8 protein-coding genes and 1 pseudogene are annotated in these 15,856 nt (G+C 46.3%); all 9 read right to left on the reverse strand.

The window, feature by feature from the left end; translation table 11 throughout:
• Nucleotides 1–355: 355 nt before the first annotated feature.
• The 9 genes and pseudogenes from NYE62_RS19940 to NYE62_RS19980 all read right to left on the reverse strand — a co-directional run bounded on the left by NYE62_RS19940 (nt 356) and on the right by NYE62_RS19980 (nt 15,769).
• Nucleotides 356–910, reverse strand: a complete 555-nt coding sequence (locus NYE62_RS19940; protein ID WP_065982695.1) for a DUF4240 domain-containing protein — start codon at nt 908–910, stop codon at nt 356–358.
• Between the two features lie 512 nt (nt 911–1,422).
• Nucleotides 1,423–1,750, reverse strand: a pseudogene (locus NYE62_RS19945) (DNA-binding protein); the annotation flags it as partial.
• Nucleotides 1,751–2,116: 366 nt separating this feature from the next.
• Nucleotides 2,117–2,494, reverse strand: coding sequence for a hypothetical protein (locus NYE62_RS19950; RefSeq protein ID WP_136803209.1), 378 nt, complete (start codon nt 2,492–2,494; stop codon nt 2,117–2,119).
• 4 nt (nt 2,495–2,498) lie between these two features.
• Nucleotides 2,499–9,563, reverse strand: coding sequence for a DNRLRE domain-containing protein (locus NYE62_RS19955; protein WP_342497144.1), 7,065 nt, complete (start codon nt 9,561–9,563; stop codon nt 2,499–2,501).
• Nucleotides 9,564–9,724: 161 nt separating this feature from the next.
• On the reverse strand, nt 9,725–10,789 hold the full coding sequence (locus NYE62_RS19960; RefSeq protein ID WP_020958055.1) for a pectin lyase: 1,065 nt from the start codon (nt 10,787–10,789) through the stop codon (nt 9,725–9,727).
• A gap of 141 nt (nt 10,790–10,930) precedes the next feature.
• A complete protein-coding gene (locus NYE62_RS19965; protein ID WP_144664753.1) occupies nt 10,931–11,842 on the reverse strand; it encodes a DMT family transporter in 912 nt (303 codons plus the stop codon).
• A 147-nt stretch (nt 11,843–11,989) separates the two neighbouring features.
• Complete coding sequence (locus NYE62_RS19970) at nt 11,990–12,436, reverse strand: universal stress protein (protein ID WP_342497145.1); 447 nt, start codon at nt 12,434–12,436, stop codon at nt 11,990–11,992.
• An 81-nt stretch (nt 12,437–12,517) separates the two neighbouring features.
• On the reverse strand, nt 12,518–13,915 hold the full coding sequence (locus NYE62_RS19975) for a 6-phospho-beta-glucosidase (RefSeq protein WP_342497146.1): 1,398 nt from the start codon (nt 13,913–13,915) through the stop codon (nt 12,518–12,520).
• 18 nt (nt 13,916–13,933) lie between these two features.
• Complete coding sequence (locus tag NYE62_RS19980; RefSeq protein WP_342497147.1) at nt 13,934–15,769, reverse strand: beta-glucoside-specific PTS transporter subunit IIABC; 1,836 nt, start codon at nt 15,767–15,769, stop codon at nt 13,934–13,936.
• Between the last annotated feature and the right edge of the window lie 87 nt (nt 15,770–15,856).

Consider the following 15,856-nt stretch of genomic DNA (forward strand, 5'->3'; position numbering starts at 1 on the left):
CATGAGTTCCAAAGACGAATAACAAAGAAAAAAGGGATATATAGCCCAGCCTTAAAACATTTTAAAAGCTACATAGAGTTTTAATTTAAAGAAGAACTATTTAAAGATGAATCGGAATATGAAAACAGCATTATTAAGAATAACTAATAAGAATACAAAGCTGATATTGTAGATAAAATACAGGTTAAACCTAATTAATCTTTTTTGCACAGACCGACCGCATTCCCTCCGCCGGCATTTTTTTAAGTTCTTTTAAATTGATTAACCATTCTCTTGTTTTTTTGTCATTTATCATTCAGATTTGTTCTAAAAAAAGCTTGTATCGCTTATTGATACAAGCTTCATATTCTACTATTTAAAAATCACCCAGCGGATTATCCCCGAAACGCTCCCACAGTTTTGGAAACCTTTCAGGCAAATCTTCTTCTTCCCAATCCAATTCAATACCGTCCGTTTCGGCAAGTCCCTTTTGTTCAAGCGCATCTAAAAGCTCGTCGTGTACTTTATCATCCCATTCATCGTCACCAGTCTTCATATATGTCAACGCCTCGATTGACACTGACAGCAAGTCTTCATTTTGCGGATAGCCTTCCTCGTCAAGCGTTTCCTCCGTGATGTACGCTGCCAAATACTCGTGATCATCCAGCACTTTTTCGAATGTCTCTTTGCCCTGGGCAATCAGCCATCCGCGGAAATAATCAAATGTATCGTCCGAGCAGCCGTCCATTAGGATGTATGCTGCGGCCCATAGCGAGGAAAGATAGCTTTTTTGCATGAATGTCTGAAGCATAAATTCAAAATCAACGATCTCATTGATTTCTTCTTTCAATAATGCATCACGCAGCCACTCATTAGGTTCTTCATGACTGCCAGCTTGGTCAATAAGCTGCCAAAAAGATGTTTCATTCATTTGGTTTTTCCCCCTCTGATATCCCTCTTATAGATCCCCGAGTCTGATAGTGCATAAATAGCATTACTTGTTAGTTTCAGCTGTTGTATCGAAAGCTCACGGCCATCCGGATCACAGCACGTTACCTCTTGCACCGGCAGACTGACATCAGCCGGAATGAGGGACAGTGAATGATCATCTTTGCATATCCAAAACCCGTCATCTGAAATCGCAAGCTGGTCATATATCCCTGAACATGCTTGATCAGAAATAATCCACACTCGTTTCACGTCGGTTTCATCAAACGCAGCAATGACTTTATATGAGTAATACAGCATGTAGATCAGTCCGTTTTTTTCTGCAAGCGCATAGCAGTCATCTACAACGGGCGCATATATTTCTGAAAGCTGTTGATCAATATGCGTTTCCTTTAATTGCCCGTCTAAAGTGAAGCACAGCACACTTTGACCATTTGAGTTTTCATCATCATAAATGCCTTCATCACTTAAACCGATCCATAGGTTTTGTTTCTCATCCAGAAGACTGCATGAAGTCCCTGAAGGCAAGTGAAAAGCACTTTCCACACTTCCCTCTTCTGAAAAAACCTTTACCTTCGGCTCATACGATTCGTAATAAACGAAGACATAGCCATCTGCACATTGTTGAAAGAGCAGAATATCGCTGCATGAAATCTGCTCTTTCACTTTAAAATTCAAAACATCATCGGAAGGATCATAGATTGAAACAGTGATATCACCTTTCTCACTCTTTTCCAATGTAGGCACATCCCTGTGGATCAGCATGAAAAAAACAATCTTGGGTGTCCATGTTTATGATTTTATTCATTTTTATTTTTTTCATTGGTTATGCTCCCAAGGGTTAGAGATTCTCTTACTCGTTAACCTTATACACATAAAATTGTTTTGAATCAAAAGAAACAGTCTCAGCCTCTACAGCTATTAATCTTCTGTTTCTGTTTATGCCAATGAGAAATTAGAATTTAACTGAACTCTAAAATCTCTAACATATCTCAGTTGGTAGTGCCCAAAGCTAGAGTTTGAAATGAATACGTATAGAGCTTAATTAAAGTGAAACATTTTATGTATTTCTTTATTTTTACAACCTAAATAACAAGTAAGTATAAAGTAAATAGGCTACCTTTGTTATTATTATCATTTTTAAAATAAAAAGTCTTGCCCAGCCAAATTTGACAAGACTTTTATATTATTAATTATTCGTATTTTCAACACCAATTACTTTATAATTCTCACAATAAAATCTAAAAGATTGTTCTTCATAATCTTCTACTATATATTTTATTTTTTCCCAACTATTGTTAATTCTTTCTATGTTAATACTTAAATAAGAATCTTGATGACCATAATCCAAGTTAGTTAACTCTACAGATGATACATTCTCAAATTTTAACTTTATTTGATATTCTTCCTTTAAATATTCGTACAATAGAGTTAACTCTATTGAACTAATTACGTCATAAAAGTCATTATATTCTCTATAATAATTAAAATTAGTAACTTGTTTTAAGTTAGTTATTTGAAAATCCTTTATTTTCTTTTCTATTTTTTCATCTAAATACCAATCCATTTTTTCATCTCCAAAAATTATGAGTTTTATTTTTTCCTTTTGGCCCATAACCTCTTCCAAAATGATATTCGTGAAGGTGTGGTTTAGAATGCGCTCTAGGCATACCATGATTCGAGTGATCTATGCGATACTTTTGACGCCCATATTTATCATATATTACAGTCGATCTCTCCTTCCTGCCTTTATATAATCTATAATGGGTAATACGGCTATTCGGTGTACCAAAATGGGAAGCTTTTCTACTCCAATAACTATCGGGTACAAAACGCTTCTTTGAATATTTACTTTTAAGCCTTCCCTTATACGTACCACCTTTTGCTTTTCGAACAAATTTGTAACTTTTAACCGCTTTATAAACCCGACTAGCACCCTTAAATATCTTCCCAGGCCCAAAGTTAGAAGCCGCTGCCCAAGCAGCACCTCTCCAGCCCTTGCCTGCCTTGTACGCCTTATACCCATCATAAGCCGCAAAGCCGGCGTTAATGGCCAGCCACACCCAATGTCCATCTGGATCAACATTCATCACTGGGTTGTTGTTTCCGTATGCATATCCATTCTGGTCTAAAGAATCCCCATCGCTGCCCGGGTCTGGGTCTAGTGATAAGAATACGCCGTTTCTTGGTTCGTAGTAGCGGGCCATGAGATAGTACAGGCCGGTTTCTTCGTCGTATTGGTAGCCTGCGTAGCGGTAGCGGTTGTCTTTTACTTCGTCGCTCGCTTCGGTTTTTGTCGGATTTCCCCACGCATCATATTGATATTTGGCAACGGTTTTTCCGGTGCTGTCTGAGATGGCGATGACGTCGCCGTGTGCGTTGTAGTGATAGAAATATTTCTTGCCGTTCTTTGTATAGGATAACAGCTGGCCGCTGTCACCGTACGTGTATGATTTTGTGACGTTGTTGACTGCGTCTGTTTCATACAGGACATTCAGGCTGTCTCCGTCGTAGAAGTAGTTCGTGATGTTTCCGTTGACGGTTTTTTGGATTCTGTTTCCTTTTTCATCATATTTGTATGTTGCGAACGGCTTGTCTTCGCCTTTTTTCGTTACGGCGGTCAGGTTGTCTTCCGCGTCCCACGTATATGTGTATTTGCCGTCGGATGTGCGGTTGCCGTTTTTATCGTAGGACAGGTCTTCGTCATTCACCTTCGTCAGCTGGTTCATGATGTTGAAGGATGCGTTGACTGATTTGCTTGCGCCGTCCTTTGTGGTGGTGACGTTTGTCCGGTTGCCGAAGCCGTCGTACGTATATTGAATGACGGTGCCGTCTTCATGAGTTTCTTTGACGAGCTGGTTGAGCTTGCCGTATTCGTACTGCACCTTTCCGCCCGCTGAGCTGTCGATGACCGTGCGGTTGCCGTTAGCGTCATATTCATAGCTTTCCCGGAAGATGCTGCCGCCGTTTTTCGCTCCGATATGAAGAGAGCTGACGAGATTCCGCTCATCATATGAAAAACTCGTGCCGACTTCATTGCCGCTGATGAATGTCTGGACATTGCCGTTTTCATCATAATCAAATGTATAGGCTGAAGTGCCGTCTTTCATTTCAATCATTTGATCAAGTTTGTTGTACGTAAAGCTGTTTGTTCCTTTTTGGCCGCCGTGGCTCCATGAGAAAGTTTTCAGCTTATCCGAATCAGCCGGATACGTCCAGCTTTGGCTGCCGCCGCGGTCGGTTAATTCGGTCAGGCGGTTTTTGTTGTCAAAGGTGCGTTTTTTCGTTGTATTTTGTTCTTTGTTTGTGACAGACGTTTCATTGCCGTTTTTGTCATAGGTAAAGTTGTATTTTTCAGTGCCGTTATACGCTTTTGACTTAACCCGGTCGGTGCCGTCATAGGTCAGCGACACTTCATTGCCGTTGGCGGAAACGGTTTTCGTCAAGTTGCTGTTGGCGTCATATTCACTCTTCAGTACATTGCCGAGCGGGTCGGTTGTTTTGACGAGCTTGCCCATGACGTCATATTCATATTGATAGGTCTGGTCCGCACCGGCCCGAATCGTTTTTGTCAGCTCATTTCCTTCCTTGTCATAGCTGTGAAGGATGGATGTGCCGTTTGACAGGGTCAGCTTTGTCAGCTGGTCGGCCTGATCGTATTCGTAGGCGGTTGTTTCGCCTTTCGCGTCGGTTTCAGACATTTTCTTTCCAGTCTCGTCATATGAAGCAGTGCTTGCATACCCTAGTTCGTCTTCTTCTTTTGTGACGTAGTTTCCTTTTTCGTCATAGGTGTTTTTCGTCAGGATGCTTCCTTCGATTAAACGGATATTATCAAACCACGCCGTTCCTGTGGCGCTTTTTTGGAACAGAATGCTGAGTTCGATTTTATTGATCGGCTTTGTTTTCGGGATGACTGCCGCCGCCCGGTTCCATTCCTGTGTCCCCTGCGGGAATTTGGCGGTGTAGACGCCCGTCGTGCCGTCCGCATAAGTGACGTCAGCCTGAAGCGCGTAACCATTGTCGTTCGTTAATTTTACGCCGTCAGCCTTGGACATCCCTGTCAGCGTGATATATACCGGCTTATCGTCCGCGCTTTGACCTAGCGTAACGGTTTGTTTTGCGGCCGCATTGGCTTGTGATGCATTTGTGCGGGACGCTTTTAATGAGCTGTCATCATCGAAGCCTTCATCAAGGTCAGCGGCGGCTCCGCTTGTGCTCCAGCCATCTGTTTTGGCCGTGAAACTGCTGTTTTGCACCGGGTTATAGCTTGAAGAGACTTCGCCTTTTTCCAGCTGAACCTGATCAAACCACGCTTTTCCTTTGCCGTCCTTGTCGTTATGATCCACTTCCATATAGACGATGGCTTTTCCTGCATTGGCCGGTGTTGTAAAGGTGATCTGCCGTTTCATCCAGTCATTCTTTCCGGCTAATGCGCCTGATTCATTGTGAATCCATTGAATGCGTTTTTGGTCTTTGTCACGCAGATCAATGTTGAAATACGCTCTTGCCTTTGTCAGATCCGTTTTGATCTGGCCGCTGAGTGTATACGTTGTATTCGGCTCTAGCTGCACTTCCTGCGTTGCGGACGCATGGCCGTGCTCTGTTCCGGCTGAAGCGGATTGTGACGAGATCTCCAATGCTTTTTGTCCGGACAGCGCGCCGCTTCTTCCTTTGACAGACGCGATGCTTCCGCTGTCTCTCGTAGCGGTGAGATTCCAGCCCAGCTTTGTTCCTTCAAAGCTGCCGTCTTTCAGCAGGCTCGCCGAAGCTGCCAGCTCTTTGCTTGATTGAATGAGATTTCCGTACTTGTCATACACGGCGGCGGATGAGGATTTTCCGCTTTGATCCGTCTCAGAAACGGCATCAAGTCCGTCGTACGCAATATCAGTGATGTTCCCCTCGGTATCCTTCATTTTCGTTACGTCATTGTTTTTGTTGTACTGATACGTTTCGGTGCCGTAGTTGTCTTTTACGGCTGTGACGTTGCCGTCTTTATCATATTGATAGCTTTCTGTCGCTTTGCCCGCATCCGCGTCGTTCGGATCGGTGTCCTGAATGACGTTGTTGCCTTCGTATACAGTGTTGGTCGTGATTTTCAGCCCTTCGGCATCATCAATCAGCTGAATCGGATTGCCCGCCTCATTATAGCCGTACTGCACTTTGCGGCCGTTCGGCTGCGTCATGAGCAGCGTTTTTTTGTCCGCGTCATAGCTGTAGTCGTACGTTTCTTTTTTCGCATTGACGGCTTTGGTCAAACGGTGGCCGCTGTATTGGTATTCAGTGAACAGCGGTTTGTCATCCGTGCTGTTTGCGGAATACTGCTTGACGAGGCGCCCTTCGGCATCATAGTCGTAGCTTGTGACGCTGCCGTCAGTATCCGTCACCTTTTTGAGAAGGTCTTTGTCATATGAATATGAAATCTTTTTGTTTTTCGGCCCTGTAAGAGATGTGACATGGCCGTTTTCATCATAGGTAAATGTCAGCTTGCGCCCTGATGCGTCTGTTATGGCGGTCAGCTGATTGCTGTCGTTATATTCGTATACGGTTGTGTTGTTGTGTCCGTCGACGATTTTTTGGAGCTTGCCGCCTTTTTTGCTGAAATAAGCGTTCGTCTGATCTTTTGTTTTTAATACAAATTGATCGCTTGTTTCCGTCAGTTCGAGATAAACGCCCGTCGGCGGCTGATACGTGCCGTCAGATTTTTTCGTGAAGACATGTGTTGTCGCGTCCTCATCAATATAAACGGCTCTACCGTCTTCAGAAAGGATCGACGTTTCCGCATCGGCATACCAGCCTTGGCCGAACATATGGTCAGAGCTGTCAAGGCTGTTGAATGTCCGGGAGAGCCCGAGCCCCGGCCCGCGTCCGTCGATTGACATATCTTCCTCATTGACGATGACATTTCCCGTCGCGCCGTTCAGCTGTCCGTCCGGAATGTCGATAATAGACCAGAATTCTTCCGTTCCGAGGAATTCCGCCCCTTCGTGGAAAACAGGGTTAAAAGGTGCCGTCGGTATGCTGTCACCGTTTGCGTCATAGGCGGTCAGCGTGAAGGAATAGTTCTTCTTCCCTTTGTAATTGCCGTTTGCGTTTTCGTAAACAGGTGAAGGGTCAAGCGCCAGTTCGCCGCCCTTTCCGTCCGTGTGAAGCTGGAATCTTCCCGCTTTCACTTCATCGGCTGAAGGCCAGATGTGTTTGTTTTGGGTCGTCCAATGATCGGTATCCCCGACATCGAATGATTGATAGTCTTTTCCGTTGTAGATGTTGATTTTGTAGCCTTTGGCGTTTTTGACCTTATCCCATATGAGATTGACATAACCCGTTTGGCTCGATTTCGTGTTCGTATAGACATAGCCTGTCAGGTTTTTCGGCTTTGCGATATCAGGCAGCGCCGGACTCGCTTCCGGTGAGGCGATCGCTTCTCCGTCTTTGTTATAGGCGATAACTTTAAATCCGTAAGTTTTCCGATTTGCATCTCCGCCGGCGTTTTTATAAACGGGGCCCGGGTTAATCGGCAATTCCGCGCCTTTTTTGTCTTTCAGGTGAAGCGCATATTTTCCGGCGCTGATTTCCGCCTTTGTCGGCCAGATGTTTTGATCTTTTGTGGACCAGGATGTTTTATTTCCGAGGTCAAGCGTTTCAAAGCCTTTGCCGTTAAAGACTTGCATTTTATACCCGGCTGCGCCTGATACGGCTTTCCAGGAAAGATCAAACCAGCCTGTGGCGTTGTTGTTATTAAAGCCTTTCGTGCTTGGTTTCTGAACTCTTCCGATATTCGGAATGACGGGCTTGGCGGCCGCAGACATGGCGCCTTCTCCCTGGTCAAACACCGCGCTGACCGCGACCCAGTAATTTTTACTTGCCGGATAGCTGCCGCCGGCGTTTTTATAGACCGGCGAAGGATTAAGCGCTAATTCACTTCCGCCTTTTCCGTCTGTATGCAGCTTATATTTGCCGGAGTCGATTTCCGCTTTTGTCGGCCAGATGTTTTTTCCTTTTGTGCTCCAAGAGGTTGCATTGCCGACCGGAATGGCCTGATATTCTTTCCCGTTATAAAGCCAGACTTTATAGCTTTTGGCGCCTTCAGCTTTTTTCCAGCTGATATTGAAAAATCCTGTCGAATCTCCGTTATGATACGCTTTGACAGACGGCGTGTCCGCCTTCGGAATTGTGTATGTCACTTCAATGTATGGTTTTTTATCGGAATTTGCTGATGACATCAGCTTCTTCCAATATTCTTTTCCGTTGCCGTTTGCGTGAAGCTTAAAGCCGTAATTGGCGCCGCCGCTGTTCCACGACTTGACTGCGGAGGTGACATCGAAGCTTGCCCATTGGCCTTTATAGACCTCGGCTTTGCCGATGTTTTTGGAGCCCGGCTTGTTCTTCCACGTAATCTTGGCATTGTCGTAATTGCTGTTAACGGTGTCGAGCCAAAGCCCCGTCGCTTTTGATCCGTAATAGGAGTGGGCTGTGTACGCTTTGAGCGTCGCTTTCGTCACCGTCATGTTTTTGATCGGCTTTAGATTATCAAACTTCATAAAAGCGTAGTTCGTTCCGGTTGTGCCGTCATAATATCCAGTTTTCAGCACGTACGCTTTCAATCCGGCATCCCATTTCTGCGATGCGGCAGAGTAGTTTGTCGTCGGGTACGCGCTCATGACAAAGGTATCGGATGACACAGATACTGATGTTGAAGGGTCAATAGATACCGGATAAACCCGTTTGGGATCTTTCAGCCATTTTTCATCGGCCGTTACATGGAGCAAGTAGCCTTCACTGTTTTTTTCAAGCTTGAAGCTGACATCTTCTGACCTGCTGACTTCACCTGACTTTTCGTCGAGATCTGAGTCGGTCATAAAGGGCTTCGGCACGGTGTAGACGACATTGTCTTTATCATCAGAAAACGCGATAGAGCCGTCTTCCTGTTCTTTAGCCTGAAGGTCGGTTTTGATTTGAAAGGTGAAGGAATTGTAGCCTTCATATTTGTGAAGCACAAGGTCTTCTTTTATGTTTTCGTTAAATGTGTAGGTTTGTAAATCAATAGCAGGAAACACTTGCTGATACGTAAGCTCGTTGCTGTCTTCCCTTACTTTTGCTGAGGCATCTGTCGGAGTGATTGCAGCCTGATCGGGGCCTTTTGCGCCGGTTAATGAGTATGTGAGCTTATGATCATTGTGTTCAAATGTAGCGTATAATCCGTTTTTCATTTGCTTCAGAAAATCGGAATTCAGCACTGTATTTTCCGTTCCGACTTCCTTTGAGCCGGTTTTCAATTCAGGAGAAACGTCTTCCCAGTCCGCATTGGCGGTTTCTTTCGTATGAATGGGGTCTGTGTAGATTTCCTGTTTGTACACACCCTCGCCTTCATAGTAAAGCTTTGAATTCTCAGTTCTTTCAGACGTGATCTCACCGTCTTGATTGATATCTTTTTGATTAAACGGCATCTGCTCGGGTGCTTTTTCCGCCGGAAGATCTTTTTCCGGGTCTGCGGCCGGAATGTCGGCGGTTTTCGCTTGATCTTGTTTTTCACGCGTTTCTGCCGCAAATACATCGGCAGGCGCAATGGAAATCATAAGCGTTGCCGCAAGAGTGCCGGCCAGCCATTTTTTCCACTTGTTCTTTTTTCCTATTTTCATAGGTTCTCCTCCTTCTTTTGTAATATAGGCTTAACAATAGTAATATTATTGAAATTGTTTATCAATATTTTCCTAGGTATTTAAGGTTATTTTAAGGATTATAGGGATTTTGAACCTTTTATTCATATAAAAAAACCGCCGGCTGCCGGCGGTTTTTCGTATTATGGATAGCGGAGATTTGTATTTTGCGCTCCCGCGTAAGATTGGGCGAAGTTTTTGGCGTCCTGGGCTGAAAGGGTGCCATAGCTGTAATTTGATCTTGGATTCCAGCCGGTGCGCGGTGATTTCGGGGCTTTGAGCGACGGGAATGAACCGGTGTCGGTGAATTGGGCCGTCCCGTAGTCGTCTATCATTCCGCCTTTTTCATTTCCGTTACCGAAATAGTTGGCTTCTGAGAAGACAGTCGCGTTTGTATGAATGGTGAATCCTAAATTGAAATTGGTCACATAGTTGTTTTTCGCGTGAAAATAGCCGTATCTCATCAGGCCCGGTGAACGCACATAGACGTTATTAAAATAGTTGTTGGTGATCGTCATATGCGGATAGCCGATATAATTGCGTCCTTCGTTATCATCATTCGGATAACCGAGAATCAGGCCGTACAGATGGTCTGTGAATTTAGAGTTAGACAGCGTCACAAAATCCGCTTTGGCGCCGACATACAGAAGCTTTCCCAAATCACTGTGGCTGTTCGGATTGTAGCTGTGTCCTTCAAACCAGACGTGGTCAATCCAGTAATTCTGTCCGTTCGCTATGTACATCGGAATGTCGTTGTTGCCCGTAATGGCGGCACTATGGCTGATAATGAGATTTTTGAAAATCACATTGTTTGAGCCGGAGCCGGTGGTCAGATAGATGTTGGTCAGCCTGTGGCTGGTATAAGAGCCGACGATGGTTTTATTGGCGCCGACTGTCACAACGGCTTTACCCGGGGAAGAAATATCACTTGTGATGACGATGGTTTTGCGGTCCGTTCCGCCCGCATTGTTTTTCAGATCATTGAGATTGCTGACGTAGACGACGGGGCCGCCCTGGCCTCCCGATACGGCGGATTTTGCTTTTCCGTTATGATCCTTCGCATTGCCCGCGAATCCGGTAAGTCCCTGCATCACATCCGGATAAGCCGCTGCCGCTTCTGCCTGCTTTGATGCGGAACATACAATGGCCAGACAAAGCGCAAAGCCGAGTGCAGCCAAGAAAGCGAGATGACGCGTCTTTTTTATCATGCCCTTCACTCCTTTAATTTCTTAAATTGTAAACACAAGAAGTATTATACAATTACTATCCTCTTTTTCCATGATCTGTTTGTCTGCTTTTTCGTTATGGCTGAAAAGCCCCAAAACAAAAAAAGCAGCCGATACGGCCGCCTATATACGGGTGCTGTCTGCCTGAGCTTCCGAAGGCACGGCTTTTTGCTTTCGAATCAGGGACAGCGCCATTCCCGCAAAAATCAACACTATCCCCAAAGATTGATAAAGGTCGGGGCGAAATCCCGTAAATACGGTGTCGAGCACAATCGCCACCGCCGGATCAAGAAATACGATGATTGAAATAAACCGGGTGGATAAAAACCGCAAGCTGTCAAAAAAGAGCAAATACACAATTCCCGTATGAATGATACCGGTCGACACAATCATGATCCAGTTCACATGCGACAAATCAGAAAAAGCGCCGAAACGGACGAACGGAAGAAGAATGATAACGCCCAATCCGGTCTGCAAACAGGTGACGGCGTATGGGCTGAGGCTGTTGATGCCTTTCCCGGCCAGTGTCGTAAAAGCATAAAAAAGGGCGGCCAGCACGGCCCAAATAATACCCGATCCCATCAGCTGAGAAAATGATGTATTTCCGTTGATGCCGGAAATCAGGGCGGTGCCCAGAAAACAAATCACGATGGAACTGACGGACACAATATGCAGTTTCTCCCGGTATATAAGGCTCCCCAGAAGAAGGACGAGAACCGGAGCCAGATGATAAACGGAAATCGCTATCGTCACTGATGTCTCCTCAAATGATTTAAATAAAAACACCCAGTTCAGCACGAGAAAAAATCCGCAGGCCAGTGTCTGCAGCACCTCCCGCCGGTTCCATTGTTCGGTGCGGTACCGTCCGGAACCAAACCAGCAAACGCCCAGAAACAATGAGGCGCACAGACATCTCACAAAGACCAGTTCAATTGAAGGCACATTCGTATGTTCTGAGAAAAAGCCGATTGATCCGAAAATGACCATGGAAATGACCATTTTGATGACGGCATTTGATGTTTGTTCAGCTTGCATTGATTTGCTTCCCCCATATCATTGACTGTTTATTCAGACAAATACTAACAGCCATTTTACTTGATTCAGAGGAAGATTTCACCCTATTTTTCGAAAGCCGGCGGTCTTTTCTCATGAAAAAAACCCCGCATCAGCAGGGTCTTCTGTTTAATGAACGATCAGTACAGGACAAGGAGACAATTGTGAGACCTTATGGCTCACGCTTCCGAGCATCATTTCTTTAAATCCGCTGATTCCGCGGCTTCCGACGACAATCAGATTGAAATGCTGTTCTTTCGCTATGTTTAAAATTTGATGCGCAGGTTCGCCTTGGACGTACAGGCTTTCCGCATTTACTCCGCTTTCTGCCGCTTTCTGCTTGGCATCTTCCAGAATGGCCGTTCCTTTTTGCTCGACTTCATGTTTGATGTCTTCAATGAAGTTTTCCGGAACATAGACAATCCCTGTTAAGGCTGATGTGGAGACAACGGCTTCACGTCCCGCATAGAGAATGGTGAGTTCAGCCTGCTGTTCTTTCGCCAGATGGATGGCTGCGTCCAGGGCTTTATTGCTCATGTCTGAACCGTCTACTGCTGCAAGAATTTTTTTAAACATATGAATCCCGCCTTTCTGCTTTTATTGTCCTCCTCTCTTTGCTGAATGTCAATTTTGCCGGCTTTCTCCGGAACATTGCGCTTACAGACTTTCTCCGTTTGTGGCGATGACGTCTTTATACCAATAAAAACTTTTCTTTTTCTTTCTTTCAAACGTGCCTTTTCCGTCATTGCCGCGGTCGACATAGATATAGCCGTAGCGTTTTTTCATTTCTGCCGTTGAGGCGCTGACGAGGTCAATCGGCCCCCACGATGTGTAGCCGATCAGGTCGACGCCGTCTTCAATCGCCTCTCTTGCCTCTATTAAATGATCACGCAGATAATTGATGCGGTAGTCATCCTGAATGGTTCCGTCCTCCTCCGGCTGATCAACCGCGCCGAGTCCGTTTTCGACGATGAAGAGCGGTTTCTGATAACGGTCGTACAGCGTGTTTAAGGTGATGCGCAAGCCCTTCGGATCAATCTGCCAGCCCCATTCGGAAGATTTCAGGTACGGGTTTTTCACGCCGCCGAGAAGATTTCCCTTAGATTGCGCCAGATCCTCAGGCGCCGTGCTGGCCGTCATCGACATGTAGTAGCTGAAGCCGATGTAATCCACTGTATGTTCTTTCAGGAGCGCCTCGTCTCCTTCCTTCATCTCGATCGTAATTCCGTTTTCTTTAAAGAAGCGTTTCATATAGCCCGGATAGCTGCCCCTCGCCTGTATATCAGAAAAGAACAGCGTGCTCCGCTCTTTTTGCAAAGCCGCATATACATCCTCCGGCTTTGGCGTCATCGGATACGTCGTCGTCGCGGCGATCATGCAACCGATCTGTGAATCCGGGATGATCTCATGGCCGGCTTTTACCGCCAGCGCGCTCGCCACAAATTGATGGTGGGCCGCTTGGTACATCGTATTTTGTTTATTTTCGCCTTCCCGGAATTTAAGGCCGCCGCCAGTAAACGGAGCGTGAAGAACAACGTTGATCTCATTGAAGGTCATCCAATATTTCACCTTGTCTTTATAACGGGTGAAAACCGTGCGGGCGTACCGCTCATAGAAATCGACCGTCCGGCGGTTTCTCCAGCCGCCGTAGTGTTTCACAAGACCGAGCGGCATCTCATAGTGAGAAATCGTGACAACCGGTTCGATCTGATGTTTTCTCAATTCGTCAAACAAACGGTCGTAAAATTGCAGCCCTTCTTCATTCGGCTCTGTTTCATCGCCGTTCGGAAAGATTCTCGTCCACGCAATGGAGGTGCGGAACGCTTTAAAGCCCATCTCCGCAAACAGGGCGATATCCTCTTGATAGCGGTGATAAAAATCAATCGCGTCGTGATACAGATTCAGCGCGTCGTCTGTCTCATGAAACGGAGACATAATGCCGTCCGGGGAGACATCCGCCGTAGAAAGTCCTTTGCCTCCTTCTTTATAAGCTCCTTCAATCTGATTGGCAGCCGTTGCGCCGCCCCATAAAAAACCTTCCGGAAATCTCTTCATGTTTTCTCCACCTCTTTTTCAGGATAACGCCAGAAGCGCTTCGTTCGGTTTGACCATTCCGCTTTTTTTCACGTCTGTAAATGAATATTGATCCGTATTTGTAATGATGACCGGCGTGATCACGTCAAAACCGGCAGCCTTTATCTCGTCGATATCAAAAGTAATCAGCAGATCTCCCGGCGCGACAGTATCGCCTTCTTTGACGTGCATCTCAAAATGCCTGCCATCCAGCCGGACGGTATCAAGCCCGATATGAATGAGAACCTCGGCTCCCCGGGTGCTCGTAATGCCGATGGCGTGCTTTGTTTTAAATACGGCTGTCACCCTCCCTTCTACGGGAGAAACCGCTGCGCCCTCTTCAGGCAGAATCGCAAAACCTTTTCCCATCATTCCGCCGGAAAAGACGCTGTCGTTCACTTCGCTTAATGCTTTCACTTCGCCTTTAATCGGGCTGTGAATGATTTCTCCGCCTGCCGTCACCCCCGGCGCTTCAGACGCTTTGCCCCGTTCGGACTGTACATCCTCAAACCCGATCAGCAATGCCGCCGCAATACCGGCCGCAAACGAGATAAAAAGCCCGATCAGCGCGTATAGAAATGTCGGCCCGATAAAGACCGGAATGCTCGGCAGACCGGCGTTTCCGCCGACAATGTAGGAAGCGACGCCCGTTACACCGTAAAAAGCTCCGCCTGCCGCGCCGCCGATTAATGCTGCCGCGAACGGTTTTTTCAATCTCATGTTGACGCCGTACATGGCGGGTTCGGTAATGCCCATCAATGCCGTAATGCCCGTCGTAAACGCCAGCGATTTGAAGGTTTTGTTTTTTGATTTTAAGAAAACCGCAAATGACGCGCCGGCCTGCCCCATATTCGCCAAAAACATCGCAGGCAGAATGTAATCATGTCCGTTTTGGGCAATGTTATTGATCATGATCGGGACAAGCGCATAATGCATCCCCGTCATAATGATGAGGGAAAATGTGCCGGCAAGCAGAATCATCGCGGCAACACCCGCATGATTGAACAAATCATTGACGCCGACAGACAGGTAATTCCCGAGAATCGCGCCGAGCGGGCCGACTGTAATCAGGGTGACAGGCACGACGATCACAAGCGTAAGCATCGGAACGGCAATCAATTTCAAAGATGAAGGCGTGATTCGGTCAATTCCTTTCTCTACAAAGGACATCAGCCATATCGCCAGCAAAATCGGGATGACTGTCGATGAATACGTGGCAGCGGTTACAGGAAGACCGATAAAGGAGATGCTTTTCCCTGCCCCAAGCAGGGCCGTTAAATCCGGATGCAGAATCGCACCCGCCACAGCGGCCGCCACGTACGGATTACATCTGAATTTTCTTGCCGCGCTTACCGCAAGCAAAAGCGGCAGAAAATAAAACGCACCGTCACCGACAGCCGTGAGAATGCTGTGAGTCTGGCTCTTCTCCGACATCCAGCCGAATGTCACCGCTAGCGCGACAAGCCCTTTTATCATGCCGGCTCCGGCAATGGCCGGCAGAATCGGTGTAAACACACCGGAAATCACGTCAAACATGGCGCTCAGCACATTTTTCTTCTGCTTCGAAGTTTTGTTTGCGCTTTCATCGTTGAGCCCGCTGTTCTCCATTAAAGCCTGATACACCTTCGGCACATGATTGCCGATAATGATCTGAAATTGCCCGCCACTGATATTTGTCCCCATCACGCCTTCCGTCTGTTCCAGCCCGCTCCGATCTGCTTTCGCATTGTCATACAGATTAAAACGAAGCCGCGTCATGCAATGGATGACACTCTGAACATTCTCCTCGCCGCCGACAAGTTGTAAAATCTCTTTTGATATTTTATGATAGTCCATGAGTATACCTCCTTAAAAATGGGGGAACCGCCGGACGAAAGGTGCCCGCCTTTCTCCGGCTTTTTTTGTTATGAAATCAGCATCACC

Origin of the sequence: Bacillus sp. FSL K6-2861, assembly GCF_038630725.1 — a bacterium.
In the GTDB taxonomy this organism is placed as follows: Bacteria; Bacillota; Bacilli; order Bacillales; family Bacillaceae; genus Bacillus; species Bacillus velezensis.